Origin of the sequence: Streptomyces sp. GB4-14 (assembly GCF_022696125.1) — a bacterium.
Lineage (GTDB): Bacteria > Actinomycetota > Actinomycetes > Streptomycetales > Streptomycetaceae > Streptomyces > Streptomyces werraensis.
In genome coordinates, this window is record NZ_RZHO01000002.1 from 5,640,247 (window position 1) to 5,661,207 (window position 20,961).

Here is a 20,961-nt window from a genome sequence, read left to right on the forward strand (position 1 = left end):
TGGCGACATTGATGCAGCCGTAGTGCCTCCCGAGGGCCGCCGCGGGCGCCGTTCGACCTCAGCGTCCGGTGTCCGAACCGCCCTTACGGGAAGGCCTCATGACTCTCACGCCCACGCGTGCCGTCGACGTGCGCGTGCGTCGGCTGACGACCACGCTGTACGGCTACTCGTTCTTCGAAGAATTCGTTCTGCTGTACCCGGTGTACGCGCTGCTGTTCAGCGACGCCGGGCTGTCCGTGTGGCAGATCTCGTCCCTGTTCGCCCTGTGGTCCGTCACCGCCGTGGTGCTGGAGGTGCCGTCCGGGGCGTGGGCCGACGCGGTGTCACGGCGGCTGTTGCTGGTCGTCGGTCCGCTGCTGACGGGCGCAGGGTTCGCGCTGTGGATCCTCGTGCCGTCGTACGCCGCCTTCGCGGTGGGATTCGTCCTGTGGGGGACCGGCGGGGCGTTGTGCTCAGGTGCGCTGGAGGCCCTCGTCTACGACGAGCTGGAGCGGGGCGGGGCCTCCGACCGGTACGCGCGTGTGCTGGGGCGGGCGCGGGCGGCGGGGCTGGCCGCCGTGATGGCGGCGATGGGGCTGGCCGGGCCCGTGCTGGCGTGGGGCGGACATGCGGCCGTGGGAGCGGCGAGTGTGCTGGTGTGCCTGCTGACGTCGCTGACCGCGCTGAGGTTTCCCGACCACCGGAGGGCGCGGGCCGCGGAGCGTAGGGGCTGGGTCGTCGCTATGCGGGCCGGTCTGGGTGAGGCTCGACGGGACCGGTCCGTGCGGGGGGCGTTGCTGCTGGTGCCGGCGGTGGCGGCGGTGTGGGGTGCGCTGGACGAGTACACACCGTTGCTGGTCCGCGAGGCGGGGGCCGCCGATGTGGCCGTGCCGTGGGTGCTGCTGGTGATCTGGGGCGGGGCCACGGCAGGAAGCCTGCTGGCGGGGGAGGGGGAGCGGTTCGGCACGGGCGCACTCGCTGTGCTGCTGGGCGGGGGCGGCCTCGCTCTGGCGGTGGGCGCCGTCGCCGGGACGGTGGCGGGACTGCTGCTGGTCGCGGTGGCGTTCGGTGCGTTCCAGGCGGCGACCGTGCTGGCGGAGGCACGCCTGCAGCACCGGATCGAGTCGACGGGGCGCGCGACGCTGACGTCGGTGGCGGGGCTGGGCACGGAGGTCGTGACGCTGACGGTGTTCGCGGGGTACGCGGTGATCGCGTCGGGCCACGGGCACGGTGCGGCGTTCGCGGTGTCGGCGGTGCCGTACGTGGTGCTGGCCGTGGGGCTGGCGGTGGGGTCGGCCGTCGTGCGGCGGAGGGGGCGGGTGGGGGCTGAGGTGTGACGCCTGCGGCGCGGGGTTCCGTCCGGTGAGGTCGGCGTAGTGCCCATGGTCGGTGGGAGTGTGGGGTCGCGGCGGGGGTTGCCGTCCTCGGTCCGGCGCGACCGGGTCGCCGGGAGGGGCACAGGGCGTGGACGCGCCGGCCGCTGCGGGCGCCCACCCCCGCCGCGCCCCCTCCTCGCCGTGGGCGGCCGCCGGCGGTCACCCGTGCGAGGTCTCGGGCATGTCGACCGTGGTGAAGCCCTCGCGCCGCATCCGCTCGGTGCCCCAGGCGCCGAGCGGAGCGAGGGCCTGGTTCAGTGCGCGTCCGGACTCGGTCAGGGAGTACTCCACCCGTGGCGGCACCTCGGCGTACACCTCCCGGTGCACGAGACCGTCCTCCTCCATCTCCCGCAGGTGCTGCGTCAGCATCTTCTCGCTCACCCCCGGCAGACCTCGGCGGAGCTCGGCGAAGCGGCGGACCCGGTGGGCGTCGAGCTCCCAGAGGATCAGGCCCTTCCACTTGCCGCTCACCACGTCGAGCGCGGCGTCGATGCCGCAGATGTACGGCCCCGTTCTCGGCGCCTTCGCCATCACCGATCCCCCTTACGAAAAGGTAAGTACCGCAGAAAAAAGTCGGTACTTCCCAGGGTAGTGACGCCGTCGAACCATGGAGGGGTGAACGAACGAGAGAACAGCACCCGCAAGGACGACCGCTCCGTCACCGTGATCGGGCTCGGCCCCATGGGGCAGGCCATGACCCGTACCCTGCTCGCCGCCGGCCGCTCCGTCACCGTCTGGAACCGCACCGCCGGCCGGGCCGACGCCGTCGTCGCCGACGGAGCGAAGCCCGCGGCCACGCCTGGGGAGGCGGTCGAGGCGAGTGACCTCGTGATTCTCAGCCTCACCGACTACCAGGCGATGTACGACATCCTCGGCGGCGCCACCGCCTCGCTCGCCGGCCGGACCCTGGTCAATCTGAGCTCCGACACCCCCGACCGCTCGCGAGAGGCGGCCGCCTGGGCGACCGGTCACGGGGCCGCCTTCCTGACCGGAGGGGTCATGGTCCCCGCGCCGATGGTCGGCACGGAGGCGGCCTTCGTCTACTACAGCGGCCCTGAACGCGTGCTGGAGAGCCACCGGGCGGCGTTGGCGCTGTTGGGGACACCGAAGTATCTGGGCGAGGACCCGGGTGCCGCCCAGATGATGTACCAGGCCCAGCTCGCGGTGTTCCTCACCACCCTCTCCGGGCTGATGCACGCCACCGCGATGCTGGGCACCGTGGGAATGAAGGCGCGGGAAGCGCTGCCGGAGCTGCTGGCGTCCGCCGACTCGACCGGCGACATCCTGCGGGCCGGTGAGGAGAACCCCGGCTCCGCGCTCGACGCCGGCGAGCATCCAGGCGATCTCAGCACGGTCACCATGATGGGCGCCACGTCCGACCACATCGTCGAGACCAGCAGGTCACTCGGTCTCGACCTCGCGCTCCCCCTGGCCGTGCAGGGCCACTACCGGCGCGCGATCGAGAACGGGCACGGCGGCGACAACTGGACCCGCATCATCGACAGCATCCGGGGTGCGCGCTGATCGCGTGCAACGAATCGCCGTGATCGGCCCTCCACGCGCAACGATCGGCGCACCGGTGCGCAACGGCTTCTTCTTGTCCGGCGCAGGCACGCGACCGTACCTTCATGGGTGACCCCCAACCCCCCGCCCTTCCGGTGAGGATCACGCATGCGCACCGCCCTGCTCCAGAGCTCCGGCCACCCCGGCCACGTCGTCGAGAACCTCAAGGCTCTCGACGACGTGGCCGCCCGCGCGGCCGCGGCGGGCGCGGATCTGCTGGTGACCTCCGAGCTCTTCCTCACCGGCTACGCCATCGGCGACGACCTCGGCCGCCTCGCCGAGCCGGAGGACGGCGACGCCGCGGACGCGGTCGCCGAGATCGCCGCCCGGCACGGTCTCGCCGTCGCCTACGGCTACCCCGAGCGGGCCGGCGACGCGGTGTACAACTCCGTCCAGCTCGTCGCCGCCGACGGCGTCCGTCTCGCGAACTACCGCAAGACCCACCTGTACGGCTGCTTCGAGCACGACCACTTCACCCCGGGTCAGGACACCGTCGCGCAGGCCGAGCTGCACGGCCTCACCGTCGGCCTGATGATCTGCTACGACGTGGAGTTCCCGGAGAACGTCCGCGCCCACGCGCTCGCCGGTACCGACCTGCTGCTGGTGCCCACGGCCCAGCTGCACCCGTACCAGTTCGTCGCCGAGTCCGTCGTGCCGGTGCGCGCCTTCGAGAGCCAGATGTACATCGCGTACGTCAACCGGGTCGGCCCGGAGGGCGAGTTCGAGTTCGTGGGACTGTCCACGCTGGCCGGGCCCGACGGGGTCGCCCGCGCCCGCGCGGGACGGGGTGAGGAACTGCTCCTCGCCGACGTCGACCCGGTGCTTCTCGCCGCGTCCCGCGAGGCCAACCCGTATCTGCGGGACCGCCGGCCGCCCCTCTACGGGTCCCTCGTCTGATCCTCCCTGGTTCCATCACTGCAAGGAGTCCGTACCCCATGACGTCCACGGTGCCCAACGCCGTCGAGCACGCCGACGAGCAGCAGCCGCCGATCACCATGTTCGGCCCTGACTTCCCGTACGCGTACGACGACTTCCTGGCCCACCCCGCCGGGATCGGGCAGGTGCCGGCCACCGAGCACGGCACCGAGGTCGCCGTCATCGGCGGTGGGCTGTCGGGGATCGTCGCCGCCTACGAGCTGATGAAGATGGGACTCAAGCCGGTCGTGTACGAGGCCGACCGGATCGGCGGGCGGCTGCGGACCGTCGGGTTCGAGGGGTGCGACCCGTCGCTGACGGCGGAGATGGGCGCCATGCGGTTCCCGCCGTCGTCCACGGCGCTGCAGCACTACATCGACCTCGTGGGGCTGGAGACCCGGCCCTTCCCGAATCCGCTGGCCGAGGCGACCCCTTCGACCGTCGTCGACCTGAAGGGCGAGTCGCACTACGCGGAGACGATGGACGATCTGCCGCAGGTCTACCGTGACGTGGCCGATGCCTGGGCGCGGTGTCTGGAGGAGGGAGCCGACTTCTCCGACATGAACCGGGCCCTGCGCGAGCGGGACGTGCCGCGCATCCGGGAGATCTGGTCGCGGCTGGTGGAAAAGCTCGACAACCAGACCTTCTACGGGTTCCTGTGCGAGTCGGAGGCCTTCAAGTCCTTCCGGCACCGGGAGATCTTCGGGCAGGTCGGGTTCGGGACCGGGGGATGGGACACCGACTTCCCGAATTCGATCCTGGAGATTCTGCGGGTCGTCTACACCGAGGCGGACGACCACCACCGGGGGATCGTCGGCGGGTCGCAGCAGCTGCCGCTGCGGCTGTGGGAGCGGGAGCCCGAGAAGATCGTCCACTGGCCGTACGGCACCTCGCTGAAGTCGCTGCACGTGGACGGGGAGCCGCGGCCCGCCGTCACACGGCTGGGGCGGACCGCCGGGAACCGGATCACCGTGACCGATGCCCGCGGTGACATCCGTACGTACCGTGCGGCCATCTTCACCGCCCAGTCCTGGATGCTGCTGTCGAAGATCGACTGCGACGACTCGCTCTTCCCGATCGACCACTGGACCGCGATCGAGCGCACCCACTACATGGAGAGCTCCAAGCTGTTCGTGCCCGTGGACCGTCCCTTCTGGCTGGACAAGGCCGTCGACGACAGGGGGAATCCGACCGGGCGGGACGTCATGTCGATGACGCTCACCGACCGTATGACCCGCGGCACCTATCTGCTGGACAACGGCCCGGACAAGCCCGCGGTCATCTGCCTGTCCTACACCTGGTGCGACGACAGTCTGAAGTGGCTGCCGCTGTCCGCGAACGAGCGGATGGAGGTCATGCTGAAGTCGCTCGGCGAGATCTACCCCAAGGTCGACATCCGGAAGCACATCATCGGCAACCCGGTGACCGTCTCCTGGGAGAACGAGCCCTACTTCATGGGCGCGTTCAAGGCGAACCTGCCGGGCCACTACCGCTACCAGCGGCGGCTGTTCACGCACTTCATGCAGGACCGGCTGCCGGAGGACAAGCGGGGCATCTTCCTCGCCGGCGACGACATCTCGTGGACGGCGGGCTGGGCCGAGGGCGCCGTGCAGACCGCGCTCAACGCGGTGTGGGGCGTGATGCACCAGCTCGGGGGCGCCACCGACCCGTCCAACCCGGGCCCCGGTGACCTGTACGACGAGATCGCGCCCGTCGAACTCCCGGAGGACTGACGTCAGTCGGGCAGCGGGGTGAGCAGCATGCGGCCCGCGAACCCCGTCGCGGTGTCCAGCCGTTCGGTGAACTCCGCCGCCACGTCGGGCAGTCGGCGCAGCGCCCACAGGGCGCGCGCCGCCGTCCAGGCCGCGTCCCGGGCGCGGTCCAGGCTCCACGCGCCGAGCAGATGGGTCAGCGGGTCGGCGATCCTCAGCGACTCGGGGCCGGGCACCAGTTCGTCGCGGATGCGCTCCTCCAGCGACAGGAGGATCTCGCCCACGGCCTCGAACTCGTCCTCCAGGTCTGCGGGTTCGCAGCCGAGCGTACGGCAGGTGTCCACCACGGCCAGCGCGAGGTCGTGCCCGATGTGCGCGTTGATGCCCGCCAGCGCGAACTGCACCGGACGTACCCCGGGATGGCGGCGGAACTGGAACAGCGGACGCCAGCAGGCGGGGGGACGCCGGCCGTCCGCCGCGGCGTCGACGGCCGCGAGGTAGTACTCGGCGAAGCGGACGTCCAGGGTGATCACCGCACGGGTGTCGGGGAACAGACCGGCGTCGATGCGCCGGTCCACGGCCCGTGTCACGGCGAGGTAGACACGGTTGAAGACCGCGACCCCGTCCCGCGCGGGCAGGACCGCGTCGAGGGCGCTCAGACGGGCGACGACCCCGTCGACCGGGGTGAGGACTTGTTCGCATTGCGCCATGAGCGCAGGGTGACACCTTTAGTCTGACTCCAGTGGCGGCGGGCCCGGCGCTTCCCCGGAACGGGGGAACGCGCCCGCCGTGGGGGAGGGGGAAGCACAAGGTGGCAGGCTCGCGTGCCCGGAGACTCTCGGCGCGCCGTGCGGAACGCCGGCGCGCCGCACGGAGGGCCACGATGGTCGCGGCGGCCTCGCTCGTGGTCGCCGCCGGCACCGTGTCCGGGGTGATCTCGGCGACGGGGGAGAGGCCGGACGTACCGGAGGCCAGGCCCGTGCCGTCCGCGTCGCCCGGTCTCGTGCCGCTGCCCGCCGTCCCGTCGGCGTCGCTCTCGGCCACGACGTCGACGTCCCCCGGGCCCAGGCGGTCGAGTGCGTCGCCGTCCCCGAGCGCCAAGAAGGAGCGCGCGGTCGCCGTGTCCGCACGGCTCTACCGCCACCCCGCCTCCCGCGTGCTCGACTGGGTGCGGGGGCATCCCGGCGACCCGCGCCGGCCGCTCATCGAGTCGCGCATCGCCGACCAGCCGGCGGCCGTCTGGTTCGCGGACTGGTCGCCGGACACCGTCACCGCGCGGGTGAGGGCGGTGACGTCCGGCGGGGCCGCCGCGGGGCGGGTGCCCGTCGTCGTGCCGTACGCCATTCCCGGGCGGGACTGCGGCGGGCACTCCGAGGGCGGCGCGCCGGATCTCGACGCCTACGACGACTGGATCGACCGGTTCGCCGCCGGGCTCGGCAGCGGGGAGGTCGTGGTGATCCTGGAGCCCGACTCGGTCGCACAGGCCGACTGTCTGTCCGCCGGACAGCGGGCCGAGCGGTTCGCCTCGCTGGCCCGCGCCGGACGCGTGTTCAAGGACGCCAACCCCCGCGCCCGCGTCTACTACGACGCCGGGCACTCCGGCTGGCACCCGCCCGCCGAGCAGGCGGACCTGCTGCGCAGGGCGGGGGCCGCCTCGCCCGCGTCGTCGGACGGCGTCTTCAGCAACGTGTCCAACTTCCACGGCACCGCCGACGAGATCGCCTACGACCGCGCCGTGCTGGACGCCCTCGGCGGGACGGGCCTCGGCGCGGTGATCGACACCAGCCGCAACGGCAACGGCGCCCCCGCCGGCGGCGCATGGTGCGACCCCGCGGGCCGCAAGCTGGGCCGGGCGCCGACGCTCAGCACCGGCGAGGCCCGGATCGACGCCTACCTGTGGGTGAAGCTCCCCGGTGAGTCCGACGGCTGCAAGGGCGCGCCGGGGACCTTCAGCCCGTCGTACGCCTACGACTTGGCGCGCTGATCCTCCTCCGAGCCGCCCGTGTCGTAGGAGGAGGTGCCCTCGTCGAGCAGCGGCGTCTGCGTCTTGAGGTGGGCGGGGGCGAAGGCGCGCAGGGCGTGGTAGCCGGTGATGACGACGACCGTGCCGAGGGCGATGCCGCTGAGCGAGAAGGTGTCGGTGAACTCCATGGAGACGTTGCCGACGCCGATGATGATGCCCGCCGCGGCCGGCACCAGGTTCAACGGATTGCGCAGGTCCACCTTGGCGTTGAGCCAGATCTGGGCTCCGAGCAGGCCGATCATGCCGTACAGGATGACGGTGATGCCGCCCAGCACACCGCCGGGGACGGCCGCCACGACCGCGCCGAACTTGGGGCACAGGCCGAACAGCAGGGCGAAGCCGGCGGCGGCCCAGTAGGCGGCGGTGGAATAGACGCGGGTCGCGGCCATCACGCCGATGTTCTCGGAGTAGGTGGTGTTGGGCGGGCCGCCGACCGCGGTGGACAGCATGGAGCCGACGCCGTCGGCGGAGATGGCCGTGCCGAGCTTGTCGTCCAGGTTGTCGCCGGTCATCTCGCCGACCGCCTTCACATGGCCCGCGTTCTCGGCGATCAGCGCGATGACCACCGGCAGGGCGACCAGGATCGCCGACCACTCGAAGGACGGCCCGTGGAAGTCCGGCAGGCCGATCCAGTCCGCCTGGCCCACGCCGGACAGGTCCAGACGCCAGTGGTCGGTCACCTTGCCGCTCGCGTCGGCCGAGTGGATCTGCCCGAAGATCCGGTCCTGCGCCCAGGACAGCGCGTATCCGAAGATCAGGCCGAGGAAGATCGCGATGCGGGACCAGAAGCCGCGCAGGCACACCACGGCCAGTCCGGTGAACAGCATCACGAACAGGGCGGTCCACTGGTCCTGCGGCCAGTACGTCGAGGCGGTCACCGGCGCCAGGTTGAAGCCGATCAGCATGACCACCGCACCGGTCACCACGGGCGGCATCGCCGCGTGGATGATCCGCGCGCCGAACTTCCGCACCGCGAGGCCCACCAGGAACAGCGCGCCGCCCACCACGAACACCGCGCCCGTCACCGTGGCGCTGGAACCGCCGTCCGCCCGGATCACCGCGGCGACGCCCACGAAGGAGAGCGAGCAGCCCAGGTAGCTCGGCACCCGGCCGCGGGTGGCCAGCAGGAAGACCATGGTGGCGACGCCCGACATCATGATCGCCAGGTTGGGGTCCAGGCCCATGAGGACGGGCGCCACGAACGACGCGCCGAACATGGCGACCACGTGCTGGGCGCCCAGGCCCGCCGTGCGCGGCCAGGAGAGGCGCTCGTCGGGACGGACCACCGCCCCGGGTGCCGGAGTGCGTCCGTCTCCGTGCAGTTTCCAGCGGACGCCGAGATCCATGGGTTGTCGCTTTCGTCGTGCGGCCAGCGTGTCCGCACCATTGTGCGGCCCGGAAAGGAGTGGTTCGCACAGGTGGGCGGGCACGCGGGCGCTCCTGAGCGTCCGCTTAGGATGAGGGCACGCCGTTGATCGCTGCACACGGCACCGATCCCGTACGTCCCAGGAGCACCGCCCGTGACCGCCGAAGCCCCGCCCGCGCCCGCCCTCTCCTACGGCCGGCTGATCCCCGTGACCGTCCACTTCGACGACCTCGACGCGCTGGGGCTGCTGCACAACGCCCGCTACCCGCTGCTCGTCGAGCGCGCCTGGGCCGAGCTGTGGCAGGCCAACGGCATCACCTTCGACGGCGACTGGGCGGCCGCCGGCGACGCCTGCAACGCGGTCAAGGAACTCCGCCTCACCTACGAGGCCCCGGTCACCCGGCCCGGCCCCTACGCCGTCCACCTGTGGCTCGACCGGCTCGGCACGACCGGGCTCACCTACGGCTTCCGGTTCTGCTCGGCGGACGGCGCGGTGACGTACGCCCGGGGCAGCCGGGTACTGGTGCGGCTCGACGCCACGACCCTGCGCCCGGCGCCCTGGAGCGAAGAGTTCAGGGACGCCGCTCGGGAACTGCTGCGTCCGGACGCGTGACCTTCACCCGGTCGCCCGCGCGCAGCACCCCGGCGAAGCCGGCGATGCCGCATGTCAGCAGAGTCACCAGTACGAACGACACCATCAGGCTGGTCGCCTGGGCCAGCATGCCGATCGCGCTCGGGGCGACCAGCCCCGAGGTGTAGGTGATGGTCGCCACGCCCGCGATGGCCAGGCTGGGGTTGGAGCCGCTGCGGCCGGCGGCGGCGAAGCAGAGCGGGACGACCACCGCGATGCCCAGCCCCATCAGCGCGAATCCGGCCATCGCGACGGCCGGGTGGCCGGCGAACACGATCAGCAGGCCGCCGAGCAGGGCGATCACTCCGCTCGCGCGGACCGTGCGCACCGCGCCGTAGCGGTCCACCACCCGGTCGCCCGCGATACGGGCGACCGCCATGGTGAGGGTGAAGCCGGTGGTGCAGGCCGCCGCGAGACCCGCGGACGTCTCCAGCCGGTCGCGCAGATAGACGGCCGACCAGTCCAGGCTCGCCCCCTCGGCGAACACCGCGCAGAAGCCGATCGCGCCGATCAGGAGCGCCGAGCGCGGCGGCAGCGCGAACCGTGGCGGCGGATCCTCGTCCTCGGCCGGCTGGAGGTCGAGCACCCAGGCGCAGGCCGCGAAGCCCACGACCGTCAGCACCGCGGCGGCCAGCGCGTGGTGCAGCCGGGCGTCCGAGCCGAGGTGCGCGGCGAGCGTGCCGGCCGCCGAGCCGACGACCGCGCCGACGCTCCACATGCCGTGCAGGCCCGACATGATCGACCGGTCGAGGCGGTTCTCCACCTCGACGCCGAGGGCGTTCATCGCCACGTCCGACATGCCCGCCGTGGCGCCGTAGACGAACAGGGCCAGACAGAGGGTCAGCAGGTTGGGGGCGAGGGACGGCAGGACGAGCGCGAGCGTCCACAGGGCGAGCAGGCCGCGCAGCGCGTTGCGGGCGCCGAAGCGGTGCGAGATGCCGCCCGCGAGCGGCATCGCCAGGGACGCGCCCAGGGCGGGGAAGGCGAGCGCCAGGCCCAGCTGACCCGCGCTGACCCCCGCGTGGTCCTGGATCCAGGGGACCCGGGTCGCGAACGACCCGGTGACCGCGCCGTGCACGGCGAACACCGCGGCCACGGCGTACCGTGCCCGCTTCACCTCGCGTGGCGTGTGAACCACTGCACTCATCGACCCGCCCCTCCCTGATCCACCGCTGTCGTGACCGCGTTCCTTCAGTCGCGCGCCGCCGTAAACTATCAGGAACCCTGCCTGAAAGAAACGGGGTACCCCGGGACACGGCACCCGCCGGCCGGGTCCGCCGATCTGGAAGGATCCCGGCATGGCCGCATCCCCGCGCACCGCCCGAGCCATCAACGACAGGCTCGCCCTGCGCCTGCTCCAGCAGGAGGGTCCGCTGACCGCGGGACAGCTGAAGGAGCTCACCGGACTGTCCCGCCCCACCGTCGCCGACCTGGTCGAACGCCTCACCGCCGCCGGTCTGATCGAGGTCGCCGGCGAGGCCCGCGGCCGGCGGAGGGGCCCCAACGCCAAGCTCTACGGCATCGTCGCCGGCCGCGCGCACCTCGCCGCCCTGGACGTGCGCACCGAGGGTGTCGCCCTGGCCGTGTCCGACCTCGTCGGCGGGGTCCTGGCCGAGGCCTCCCTGCCCATCGCCGACGACACCGGCACCGGCCCCGCGGTCGAGCAGGCCGTCGCCCTGGTCGAGCGGACGGCCAAGGAGGCGGGCGCCGACCGGCTGCACACGGTGGGCATCGGCGCGCCCGGCCTCATCGACCCCGCGACCGGCGAACTCCGTGACTCCACCGGCCTGCCGGAGTGGCACCGACGCCTGGTGGCCGCCCTCCAGGAACGGCTGCCCGAGGCCCGGGTCAGCGTGGAGAACGAGACCAACCTCGCCGCGCTCGCCGAGCAGCGCGACGGGGCCGCCCGTGACCGGGACACCTTCGTGCTGCTGTGGCTGGGCCACGGCACCGGCGCCGCCGTGATCCTCGACGGCGCGCTGCGCCGGGGCGCCTCCGGCGGCACCGGCGAGATCGGCTTCCTCCCCGTCCCGGGCACCCGGGGCCTGCCCTCGGCCACCGACTGCGCGGGCGGCTTCCACTCCCTGGCGGGCGCGGCGGCGGTCGCCTCCCTCGCGAGGGAGTGCGGCGTCGTACCGGAGCCCGGGGCGGACCCGGAGGCGGCGGGCGCGGTACGGGCGGCCGTCTCCGCACCACGGAGCGCGGCGCACACGCGCTTCCTGGACACCCTGGCCGACCGTGTCGCGGTGGGCGTCGCCTCCGTGGTCGCGCTGCTGGACCCCGGGTGCGTGGTCCTGGGCGGCGAGATCGGCCAGGCGGGCGGCGAGGCGCTGGCGGCCCGCGTGCACGACCGGCTGACCGTGATGTCCCCGCTCCCCGTGGACGTGCGCCCCAGCACCCTGGGCGGCGGAGCGGTCCTGCGCGGAGCGCTGCTGACGGCCCGCGACCACGCCCAGGACGAACTGTTCGGAGTGCCTGGGCACTGACAAGGGTGCCCGGCGGGCCGGACCGCCTCGCCCGGCGCCTCGGGGTGTACGCCTACCGCCGGCCCCCCTTCGCCGCGAACCGCTCCGCGAGGAATTCCTCGAACGTCCGCGTGCCGACCGCCCGTTCCGGGGCGAGATGGCCCCCCGCTCGGAACGCCTCGTACGCCGGTCCGCGGAGCGGGACCTTCACCAGTGCGCGGCGGCGGCCCGTGGCGTCCAGGTACGAACGGGCCAGGGAGTGCATCGTGCGGACCTCGGGGCCGCCCATGTCGTCCGCGCGTCCGGCGGGCGCGCCCCGGGCCAGTTCGGCCAGGCGGTGCGCGACCTCCCTGACCTCCACCGGCTGGTCCTTGACCCGGGCGGGCAGCGGCATCACCGGCGACTTCGACAGGCCCTGGAACAGCCGGAACAGCAGGTCGTGGAACTGCGTGGCGCGCAGCACCGTCCAGCCGGTCCCGGAGTCCTCGAACTGCCGCTCCACCGCCAGCTTGGTGCGGTAGTAGGGGAACGGCACGCGGTCGACGCCGACGATCGAGATGTAGACCAGATGCGCCACCCCGGCCCGCCGCGCCGCCGCGATCAGGTTCCGTGCGGCCTGCTCGTCGCCGCCGCGCGCCGAGGTGGCGCAGTGCACGACGGTGCCCGTGCCGTCCAGGGCGCGTTCCAGCCCGTCGTCACCCTCACGCAGGTCGACGGCGTAGGGCGGGGTGTGGCGGGTGAGCACCCGCACGTCGTGGCCGTCCGCCCGCAGCCGCGTGACGACATGCCGGCCGAGGGTTCCGGTACCGCCGGTCACCAGGATCGTGGTCATGCTGCTCAAGTCCCTCCGGACACGGGCGCCCCGGGGTGTCGTGCGCGTGGCGCCGTACGGGGTCCAGCTTCGCCGGGCCGGGCGCCGGGCGCATCCGGGCGCGTGGTGAGGCCCGGCGGCGGGCAAGGGCCGTCGTCACCGCCGCCGGGCCGGCCGGGGAGGGGAGCGCGGCGGGACCCTCGGTCCTGCCGTCGCTCCGCGGAGGCAGCTCGGACCCTAAGAGGACTAGACCACTTCGGTCAATAGGTATGGACCAGTCGTCGGAGGCGGAGGGGGCGCCAAGGGGGCGCACGTCCGCGGCAGTTGTGCATCGTGCGACCCTCGGTTGCCTCCGCGTCGCTCGCTGTGACCCACTCCACACACCTCACCCGCGTGGCCGAGTCACGGCCGTGGCAGACTGGGGCTGTACCAGTAGCAGCGCACTCCGGGGTCGGTGAAAGTCCGAACCGGCGGTTACAGTCCGCGACCCGGTCGCCTCCAGCGACCGGTTGACCAGGTGAAATTCCTGGACCGACGGTTAAAGTCCGGATGGGAGGCAGTGCGCGGCGGGCGGGCATCCATGCGCGCCGCCGTACCGGTTCGCCCTCAGGGCGATCCCTGTCCGGCGTCGCCCCGGTGTCCTCACCCGTGATTCTGTCGTCATCGACAGCCCCGGAGTCCGTGCCCGAAGAGGCAGGAGGACCCGGGAAGTGTTCACCGGAATCGTCGAAGAGCTGGGCGAGGTCACCGCCGTCGAGACCCTCGACGACGCCTGTCGCTTCCGCCTGCGAGGCCCTGTGGTCACCCAGGGCGCGAAACACGGCGACTCCATCGCCGTCAACGGCGTGTGCCTCACCGTCGTCGACCACGAGGGCGACGAGTTCACCGCCGACGTCATGGCGGAGACCCTGAACCGCTCCAGCCTCGGCGCCCTCGCCGTCGGCTCCCGCGTCAACCTCGAGCGGCCCACCGCCGTCGGCGACCGCCTCGGCGGCCACATCGTGCAGGGCCACGTCGACGGCACCGGCGAGATCCTCGACCGCACCCCGTCCGAGCACTGGGAGATCGTCAAGATCTCCCTCCCCGCGGAGCTCAGCCGCTACGTCGTGGAGAAGGGCTCCATCACCGTCGACGGCATCAGCCTCACCGTCGTCGACGCCGGGCGCGACCACTTCACCGTCAGCCTCATCCCCACCACCCTCGCCCTGACCACCCTCGGCATCAAGAAGCCCGGGGACCCGGTCAACCTCGAGGCGGACGTCATCGCCAAGTACGTCGAGCGCATGCTCGGCGACCGCGTCGCGGGTGAGGAGGCCACCCGGTGAACTGGCTCAACTCCGAGGCCTTCACCCTGTTCGGCCAGCACATCAAGTGGGCCGACATGATCGGCAACGTGATCGGGCTGATCGGCCTCGCCCTCGGCTGGCGCCGCTCCCTGTGGACCTGGCCCGCCCAGTTCGTCTCCGGGCTCATCCTCTTCACGGCCTTCGCCACCGCCCACCTCTCCGGCAGCGCCGGCAAGCAGGTCGTCGTCATGCTCGTCGCCGTCTGGGGCTTCCTGCAGTGGAAGCGCGGCCGGCGGCAGGCCCAGGACGGCACCGTCGCCGTACGGTTCGCGACCTGGCGCGAGCGGGGCGTGCTGCTCGCCGGGGCGGCCGCCGGCACCCTCGCCGTCGGCGGCCTCTTCACCGCCTACCCGTCCCTGTCCTGGGACCCCTGGCCGGACGCCTACATCTTCGTCGGCACGATCGTCGCGATGTACGCCCAGGCCCGCGGCATGGTCGAGTTCTGGTTCGCCTGGCTGCTCGTCGACCTCGTCGGCGTCCCGCTGAACTTCGCCAACGGCTTCGCCTTCTCCGGCTTCGTCTACGTCATCTACGGCGCGCTCGTCCTGTGGGGCATGCGCGACTGGTGGCTGCGCTCCCGTGACGCGCGGCCCGCACTGGAAGGAGCGCCGGCATGACTGCGGCACCGATTCTCTACGACACCGAGGACCTCGACCTCCGGCTCGACCCCGTCGAGCAGGCGATCGCCGACATCGCCGCCGGCCGCCCCGTGGTGGTCGTCGACGACGAGAACCGGGAGAACGAGGGCGACCTGATCGTCGCCGCCGAGAAGGTGACCGAGGAGATCGTCGCCTTCATGATGACCGAGTGCCGCGGCATGATCTGCGCCCCCATGACCGGCGAGGAGCTCGACCGGCTGCGGATCCCGCAGATGGTGGAGCAGAACACCGAGTCCATGCGGACCGCCTTCACCGTCACCGTCGACGGCTCCGCCGCGCACGGCGTGACCACCGGCATCTCGGCCTCCGACCGGGCCACCACCCTCCGGCTGCTGGCGTCCGGCACCGCCGCGCCGGACGACTTCGTCCGCCCGGGCCACATCTTCCCGCTGCGCGCCCGCCCCGGCGGCGTGCTCGAGCGCGACGGCCACACCGAGGCCGCCGTCGACCTGGCACGCCTCGCGGGACTGCGCCCCGCCGGCGCCATCGTGGAGATCGCCGGTGAGGACGGCCGCATGCTGCGCCTGCCCGAGCTGGTCCCGTTCGCCAGCAAGCACGGGCTGTCGATCATCTCCATCGAGGACCTGATCGCCTACCGGCGCGGCAGCGAGCCCACCGTCCGCCGCGAGGCCGAGGTCCGGCTGCCCACCGCCCACGGCACCTTCACCGCGTACGGATTCCGCTCCACCGTCGACGGCGTCGAGCACGTCGCCCTGGTCCACGGCGACCTCGGCGACGGCGCGGACGTCCTCGTCCGCATGCACTCCGAGTGCCTCACCGGGGACGTCTTCGGCTCCCAGCGCTGCGACTGCGGCCCCCAGCTCGACGCCTCCCTGGACCGCATCCAGGCCGAGGGGCGGGGCGTCGTCGTCTACCTGCGCGGGCACGAGGGTCGCGGCATCGGCCTGATGTCCAAGCTGCGCGCCTACGAACTGCAGGAGCGCGGGCGCGACACCCTCGACGCCAACCTGGAACTCGGCCTGCCCGCCGACGCCCGCGACTACGCGGCGGGCGCGCAGATCCTCGCCGACCTCGGCGTCCGCAGCGTCCGCCTGATGACCAACAACCCCGACAAGTCCGACGCGCTCGCCCGCCACGGCATCGACGTCGTCCGGCGTGAGCCGATGCCCGTCACCGCGAGCGAGCACAACCTCCGCTACCTGCGCACCAAGCGGGACCGGATGGGCCACGACCTGCCCTGGCTGGACACGCCGACCGTGCCCGCCTGCGGCAACCAGTAACAAGAACCACGAGGAGAGACGTGAGCGGCAAGGGTGCACCGGAGCTGACGGTACGCAATGTGGGTGATCTGCGGGTCGCCGTCATCGCGGCACAGTGGCACGAGAAGGTGATGGACGGACTGGTGGACGGCGCCCTGCGCGCCCTGCACGACCTGGGCATCGACGAGCCGACCCTGCTGAGGGTCCCCGGCAGCTGGGAACTGCCCGTCGTCGCCAAGGTCCTGGCCGGCCGGGGCTACGACGCGATCGTCGCGCTCGGCGTCGTCATCCGAGGCGGCACGCCCCACTTCGACTACGTGTGCCAGGGCGTCACCCAGGGGCTCACCCAGGTGTCCGTCGACACCGGTGTCCCTGTCGGCTTCGGCCTCCTCACGTGCGACGACGAACAGCAGGCCCTCGACCGCGCCGGACTGCCCGGCTCCCGCGAGGACAAGGGGCACGAGGCGGTCACCGCGGCCGTCGCCACCGCAGCTTGCCTGCGCTCGGTGTCCGAACCCTGGCGGTGAGCAGTCCCCGTCACCGCGTAGGGTAAGGACCACCATGTCCAAGAAGACGTTCGAGGAGCTCTTCACCGAGCTCCAGCACAAGGCCGCCCACGGGGATCCCGCCACCTCCCGCACCGCCGAGCTGGTGGACAAGGGCGTCCATGCCATCGGCAAGAAGGTCGTCGAGGAGGCCGCCGAGGTCTGGATGGCCGCCGAGTACGAGGGCAAGGAGGCGGCCGCCGAGGAGATCTCGCAGCTGCTGTACCACGTCCAGGTGATGATGGTCGCCCGCGGCATCTCCCTCGACGACGTCTACGCCCACCTGTAGAAACCCCCCGCTCCGCCCACCCCTTCACGCAAAGGAAGCCGACCTCATGCTGCGCATCGCCGTCCCCAACAAGGGTTCCCTGTCAGGACCTGCGGCGGAGATGCTGCATGAGGCCGGCTACCAGCAGCGCAGGGAGTCCAAGGAGCTGCGGATCGTCGACCCGGTCAACGAGGTCGAGTTCTTCTACCTCCGCCCCCGCGACATCGCCATCTACGTCGCCTCCGGGCAGCTGGACATCGGCATCACCGGCCGTGACCTGCTGATCGACTCCGGCGCCGACGCCGAGGAGATCCTGCCGCTCGGCTTCGCCCGCTCCACCTTCCGGTACGCCGCCAAGCCCGGCACGATCACCGGTCCCGCCGACCTCACCGGCAAGACCGTCGCCACCTCCTACGAGGGCATCGTCGCCGCGCACCTCGCGGAGCACGGCATCGACGCCTCCGTCGTCCACCTCGACGGGGCGGTGGAGACCGCCATCCAGCTCGGCGTCGCCCAGGTCATCGCGGACGTCGTCGAGACCGGCACCTCCCTGCGCAACGCCGGCCTGGAGGTCGTCGGCGACCCGATCATGCAGTCCGAGGCTGTCGTCATCCGCCGGACCGGCACGGACGGCGAGGACCCCAAGGTGCAGCAGTTCCTGCGCCGCCTCCAGGGCGTCCTGGTCGCCCGCACGTACGTGATGATGGACTACGACTGCCGGGTCGAGCAGCTGGAGAAGGCCGTCGCGCTGACCCCCGGCCTCGAGTCCCCGACCGTCTCCCCGCTGCACAACGAGGGCTGGGTCGCCGTCCGCGCCATGGTCCCCTCCAAGGAGGCGCAGCGGATCATGGACGACCTGTACGACATCGGGGCCCGCGCCATCCTCACCACGGCGATCCACGCCTGCCGTCTCTGACGGGCAGGGAGAGCCATTTCATGTCCGGCACCGAGCTCCCCGAGCTTCCCGTCACGTTCCGGCCCGGCCGCACCCGCGCCGTGCTGCTCACCGCGGGCGTCGCGCTGTTCGTCGTGGTCAGTCTGATCGGGCTGCTTCTGAACGGGCTCGGCCCGGGGGAGCGGATCAGCTTCGTGTTCACCGCCGCGCTGCTGGCCGGTGCGCTGTTCCTGCTGGCGCGGCCGAAGATCGTCGCCGACGAGACAGGCGTCACGGTCGTCAACATCGTGAACCGGCGCCGTCTGGAATGGGCGGAGATCCTTCAGGTGAACCTCCGCTCGGGTGATCCCTGGGTCTTCCTCGACCTCAGCGACGGCACCAGCCTGCCCGCGCTCGGCATCCAGCCCGGCATCGCCCGGCAGCGCGCGGTCGCCGACGCCCGCGCCCTGCGGGCCCTCGCCGAGGCGCACTCCGCACCCGAGGCCGAGGCACCCCGCGACTGACCCGGACATCTCCGGGTCGGTCGCGTGGGGAGGAACGGACCTGCCGCAGCCGCCCCTGTCTTGATTAATCTGTTGGGCGGAGGCGCGCCGACAGCGCCTCCGCCCCTGCCGCCCCGCCCGGTGCGCCGAGGGGCCCCAGCTATCCGAGGAGTGACCCTCTCCGGCGATGGACGGATCGTCCTGCAGTACCTGCGCCGCCCCCTGCCGACATAGCGCTCACCGCCCGGCGGGCGCCCATGCGGAGGCGGCGGCATCATGAGCACCCCTCTGCTGCTTCTCGCAGCCGCCTTCCTGCTGATCCTCGCCAACGGCTTCTTCGTGGCCGCCGAGTTCGGCCTGGTCACCGTGGAACGGGCCGACGCCGAGGAGGCCGCAGCGGCCGGCGACCGGCGCGCCCGCCGGGTCGTCGCGTCCCTGCGCGAACTGTCCTTCCAGCTCTCCGGCACCCAGCTCGGCATCACCATCACCTCGCTGGTGGTCGGCATGCTCGCCGAACCGGCCCTCGCCCACCTGCTGGACGGCCCGCTCACCGGCGCCGGCATACCCGAGGGCGCGGTCTCCGGCGTGTCCGTGGTGATCGGCATGCTGCTCGCGTCCGCCGTGCAGATGGTGATCGGTGAACTCGTGCCGAAGAACTGGGCGGTGTCCCGGCCGATGCAGGTCGCGCGTTTCGTCGCCGGCCCGCAGCACGCCTTCGCCCGCCTGTTCCGCCCGGTCATCGCCGGACTGAACGCCGTGGCCAACCGGCTGGTGCGGGCCCTGGGCATCGAGCCCGCCGAGGAGCTCGCCTCCGCCCGCACCCCCGGCGAACTGGTCTCCCTGGCCCGGCACTCGGCCCGCGCGGGCGCCCTGGAACAGGACACCGCGGACCTCTTCGTCCGCACCCTGTCCCTGGGCGAGCTGACCGCCCAGCACGTCATGACCCCGCGCGTGCGGGTCAGCGCCCTCCAGGCGTCCGCGACCGCGGAGGACGTGGTCAACCTGACCCGCGCCACCGGCCTGTCCCGCTTCCCCGTGTACCGGGAACGGATCGACGAGATCGCCGGCATGGTCCACCTCAAGGACGCCCTGGCGGTCCCCGCGCACGAACGGCTGCGCACCCCGGTCGCCCGCATCGCCCGCCCGGCGCTGCAGGTCCCCGAGACCCTCCCGGTGCGCCCGCTGCTCACCCGGCTGCGCAGCGAGCAGCCCATCGCGGTCGTCGTCGACGAGTACGGCGGCACCGCCGGTGTCGTCACCCTGGAGGACATCGTCGAGGAGATCGTCGGCGAGGTGCGCGACGAGCACGACGGACAGGACGTGCCCGAACTCGCCCCGGCCCCGCCGGAGGACGGCAACCCGGCCTGGGACGTCGACGGCGGCGCCCGGGTCGACATCCTGCGCCGCATAGGACTGGAGGTCCCCGAGGGCCCCTACGAGACGGTGGCCGGCCTGGTCGCCGATCTGCTCGGCCGCATCCCGGCCGTGGGGGACCGCACGGAACTTCCGGGCTGGCGGCTGTCGGTGCGCCGCGTCGGTCACTACCGCGCGGAACGCGTCCGCCTGGTCCGCACGGCCCGGGTCCCTCTCGCGGAGGCTGCCGGATGAGCGTCCTGCAACTGCTGTTCGCGGCGCTGCTCGTGCTCGCCAACGGCTTCTTCGTCGGCGCCGAGTTCGCCCTGGTGTCGGTCCGCCGCAGCCAGATCGAGCCGCTCGGCACCGCCCGCGCCCGTCAGGTGCTGTACGGCCTGGAGCATCTGCCGCAGATGATGGCGGCCGCCCAGTTCGGCATCACCGTCTGCTCGCTCACCCTGGGCGCGGTCGCCGAGCCGACCGTCGCCGGGCTGCTCGAGCCGGTGTTCGCGTGGATGCGCCTGCCGCACGGGGTGATCCACCCGCTCGGCTACGTCATCGCGCTCGCCGCCGTGGTCTTCTTCCACCTCGTCATCGGCGAGATGGTCCCGAAGAACCTGGCGATGGCCGCGCCCGAGAAGGCGGCCCTGTGGCTCAGCCCGGGGCTGGTGTGGTTCGCACGCCTGTGCAAGCCGGTCACGGTCGCCCTCGGGGCCTGTGCGCAGGGTGTCCTGCGGCTCTTCCGCGTGGAGCCCAAGGACGAGGTGGAGGCCGTTTTCACCAGCGAGCAGCTCAACCGGCTGGTGGAGGACGCAGGCCAGGCCGGACTGCTCGACCCGGAGGAGGCGGAGCGTCTGGAGGACGCCCTGGAGCTGGGCTCGCGCCCGGTGACGGACGTGCTGCTGCGCCGCGAGTCCCTGGTGACGGTCACCCCGGCGGTCACCCCGGGGCAGATCGTGGAACTGACCGCCCGCACCGGCTACTCCCGCTTCCCGGTGGCGGCCGAGGGCGGCGCCTTCATGGGCTATCTGCACGTCAAGGACGTCCTGGACCTCGAGGACGCCGACCGGGCCGTCCCGCAGCACCTGTGGCGCCCGATGACGACGCTGCGGCCCGAACTCCCGCTGGACGACGCCCTCACCGTGATGCGCCGGGCGGCCACCCATCTGGCGCAGGTGGCGGACGCGTCCGGCAAGGTGCTGGGCCTGGTCGCCCTGGAGGACGTGCTGGAGATGCTGGTCGGCGAGGTGCGGGACCCCGCCCACCGGGAGGTCGCGCTCACCCCGCAGCGGGCGAGCGGGGCACCGGAGGAGGCGATGGCCACCTGACCGCGTGCCGCCGCACGCCGACGT

Annotated in this window: 21 protein-coding genes and 1 riboswitch; of the genes, 16 read left to right on the forward strand and 5 right to left on the reverse strand. The window is 72.5% G+C overall.

Features of this window, described 5'->3' with window-relative positions:
- Nucleotides 1–98: 98 nt before the first annotated feature.
- Nucleotides 99–1,316: an MFS transporter gene (locus tag ELQ39_RS27020; protein WP_242594397.1), complete on the forward strand. Its 1,218-nt coding sequence runs from the start codon at nt 99–101 to the stop codon at nt 1,314–1,316.
- 198 nt (nt 1,317–1,514) lie between these two features.
- On the opposite strand, the gene ELQ39_RS27025 is transcribed toward ELQ39_RS27020, so the two are convergent.
- Entirely contained in the window at nt 1,515–1,886 is a 372-nt protein-coding gene (locus ELQ39_RS27025; protein WP_242594399.1) for a winged helix-turn-helix transcriptional regulator, read from the reverse strand.
- A gap of 84 nt (nt 1,887–1,970) precedes the next feature.
- On the opposite strand from ELQ39_RS27025, the gene ELQ39_RS27030 reads away from it, so the two are divergent.
- From ELQ39_RS27030 to ELQ39_RS27040, 3 genes are all read left to right on the forward strand, one after another.
- A complete protein-coding gene (locus tag ELQ39_RS27030) occupies nt 1,971–2,879 on the forward strand; it encodes an NAD(P)-dependent oxidoreductase (RefSeq protein ID WP_337663025.1) in 909 nt (302 codons plus the stop codon).
- Nucleotides 2,880–3,026: 147 nt separating this feature from the next.
- The gene (locus ELQ39_RS27035) at nt 3,027–3,815 is read left to right on the forward strand and encodes a carbon-nitrogen hydrolase family protein (RefSeq protein WP_242594400.1); all 789 of its coding nucleotides are present in this window, start codon (nt 3,027–3,029) and stop codon (nt 3,813–3,815) included.
- A 38-nt stretch (nt 3,816–3,853) separates the two neighbouring features.
- Nucleotides 3,854–5,566, forward strand: a complete 1,713-nt coding sequence (locus ELQ39_RS27040) for a flavin monoamine oxidase family protein (protein WP_190004254.1) — start codon at nt 3,854–3,856, stop codon at nt 5,564–5,566.
- 2 nt (nt 5,567–5,568) lie between these two features.
- On the opposite strand, the gene ELQ39_RS27045 is transcribed toward ELQ39_RS27040, so the two are convergent.
- The gene (locus tag ELQ39_RS27045; protein ID WP_242594401.1) at nt 5,569–6,255 is read right to left on the reverse strand and encodes a DUF5995 family protein; all 687 of its coding nucleotides are present in this window, start codon (nt 6,253–6,255) and stop codon (nt 5,569–5,571) included.
- A gap of 173 nt (nt 6,256–6,428) precedes the next feature.
- Here ELQ39_RS27045 and ELQ39_RS27050 point away from each other — a divergent pair, with 173 nt between their 5' ends.
- The gene (locus ELQ39_RS27050; RefSeq protein WP_242594402.1) at nt 6,429–7,529 is read left to right on the forward strand and encodes a glycoside hydrolase family 6 protein; all 1,101 of its coding nucleotides are present in this window, start codon (nt 6,429–6,431) and stop codon (nt 7,527–7,529) included.
- Here ELQ39_RS27050 and ELQ39_RS27055 read toward each other — a convergent pair.
- Nucleotides 7,511–8,914 (reverse strand): uracil-xanthine permease family protein, encoded by a 1,404-nt coding sequence (locus ELQ39_RS27055; RefSeq protein ID WP_242594403.1) that lies wholly within the window; start codon nt 8,912–8,914, stop codon nt 7,511–7,513. The two genes, ELQ39_RS27050 and ELQ39_RS27055, sit on opposite strands and share 19 nt — an antisense overlap.
- Before the next feature lie 174 nt (nt 8,915–9,088).
- Between ELQ39_RS27055 and ELQ39_RS27060 the strand changes: the two genes are divergently transcribed.
- The gene (locus ELQ39_RS27060) at nt 9,089–9,547 is read left to right on the forward strand and encodes an acyl-CoA thioesterase (protein WP_190004258.1); all 459 of its coding nucleotides are present in this window, start codon (nt 9,089–9,091) and stop codon (nt 9,545–9,547) included.
- On the opposite strand, the gene ELQ39_RS27065 is transcribed toward ELQ39_RS27060, so the two are convergent.
- Nucleotides 9,507–10,712 (reverse strand): MFS transporter, encoded by a 1,206-nt coding sequence (locus tag ELQ39_RS27065; RefSeq protein ID WP_190004259.1) that lies wholly within the window; start codon nt 10,710–10,712, stop codon nt 9,507–9,509. The two genes, ELQ39_RS27060 and ELQ39_RS27065, sit on opposite strands and share 41 nt — an antisense overlap.
- Before the next feature lie 151 nt (nt 10,713–10,863).
- On the opposite strand from ELQ39_RS27065, the gene ELQ39_RS27070 reads away from it, so the two are divergent.
- On the forward strand, nt 10,864–12,051 hold the full coding sequence (locus ELQ39_RS27070; RefSeq protein WP_242594404.1) for an ROK family transcriptional regulator: 1,188 nt from the start codon (nt 10,864–10,866) through the stop codon (nt 12,049–12,051).
- Nucleotides 12,052–12,103: 52 nt separating this feature from the next.
- Here the strand turns inward: ELQ39_RS27070 and ELQ39_RS27075 are convergent, their stop codons facing one another.
- Nucleotides 12,104–12,862: an SDR family oxidoreductase gene (locus ELQ39_RS27075; protein ID WP_242594405.1), complete on the reverse strand. Its 759-nt coding sequence runs from the start codon at nt 12,860–12,862 to the stop codon at nt 12,104–12,106.
- A gap of 415 nt (nt 12,863–13,277) precedes the next feature.
- Nucleotides 13,278–13,408, forward strand: a riboswitch (FMN riboswitch).
- 143 nt (nt 13,409–13,551) lie between these two features.
- Between ELQ39_RS27075 and ELQ39_RS27080 the strand changes: the two genes are divergently transcribed.
- The 9 genes from ELQ39_RS27080 to ELQ39_RS27120 all read left to right on the forward strand — a co-directional run bounded on the left by ELQ39_RS27080 (nt 13,552) and on the right by ELQ39_RS27120 (nt 20,937).
- Complete coding sequence (locus ELQ39_RS27080) at nt 13,552–14,166, forward strand: riboflavin synthase (RefSeq protein ID WP_242594406.1); 615 nt, start codon at nt 13,552–13,554, stop codon at nt 14,164–14,166.
- A complete protein-coding gene (locus ELQ39_RS27085; protein WP_242594407.1) occupies nt 14,163–14,804 on the forward strand; it encodes a nicotinamide mononucleotide transporter family protein in 642 nt (213 codons plus the stop codon). Before ELQ39_RS27080 ends, ELQ39_RS27085 begins: the two co-directional genes overlap by 4 nt.
- Nucleotides 14,801–16,087: a bifunctional 3,4-dihydroxy-2-butanone-4-phosphate synthase/GTP cyclohydrolase II gene (locus ELQ39_RS27090; protein WP_242594409.1), complete on the forward strand. Its 1,287-nt coding sequence runs from the start codon at nt 14,801–14,803 to the stop codon at nt 16,085–16,087. The genes ELQ39_RS27085 and ELQ39_RS27090 overlap by 4 nt, the downstream gene beginning before the upstream one ends.
- Nucleotides 16,088–16,107: 20 nt before the next feature.
- Nucleotides 16,108–16,593, forward strand: a complete 486-nt coding sequence (ribH, locus tag ELQ39_RS27095; protein WP_019523710.1) for a 6,7-dimethyl-8-ribityllumazine synthase — start codon at nt 16,108–16,110, stop codon at nt 16,591–16,593.
- Between the two features lie 34 nt (nt 16,594–16,627).
- The gene (locus ELQ39_RS27100; protein WP_004990764.1) at nt 16,628–16,900 is read left to right on the forward strand and encodes a phosphoribosyl-ATP diphosphatase; all 273 of its coding nucleotides are present in this window, start codon (nt 16,628–16,630) and stop codon (nt 16,898–16,900) included.
- 46 nt (nt 16,901–16,946) lie between these two features.
- Complete coding sequence (gene hisG / locus ELQ39_RS27105) at nt 16,947–17,795, forward strand: ATP phosphoribosyltransferase (RefSeq protein ID WP_242594411.1); 849 nt, start codon at nt 16,947–16,949, stop codon at nt 17,793–17,795.
- A gap of 20 nt (nt 17,796–17,815) precedes the next feature.
- Nucleotides 17,816–18,277, forward strand: a complete 462-nt coding sequence (locus tag ELQ39_RS27110; RefSeq protein ID WP_190004266.1) for a PH domain-containing protein — start codon at nt 17,816–17,818, stop codon at nt 18,275–18,277.
- 255 nt (nt 18,278–18,532) lie between these two features.
- Nucleotides 18,533–19,864, forward strand: coding sequence for a hemolysin family protein (locus ELQ39_RS27115; RefSeq protein ID WP_242594413.1), 1,332 nt, complete (start codon nt 18,533–18,535; stop codon nt 19,862–19,864).
- Nucleotides 19,861–20,937 carry a hemolysin family protein gene (locus ELQ39_RS27120; RefSeq protein WP_190004268.1) on the forward strand — a complete coding sequence of 359 codons (1,077 nt, stop codon included), beginning with the start codon at nt 19,861–19,863 and terminating at the stop codon, nt 20,935–20,937. The genes ELQ39_RS27115 and ELQ39_RS27120 overlap by 4 nt, the downstream gene beginning before the upstream one ends.
- The last annotated feature ends 24 nt before the right edge of the window (nt 20,938–20,961 follow it).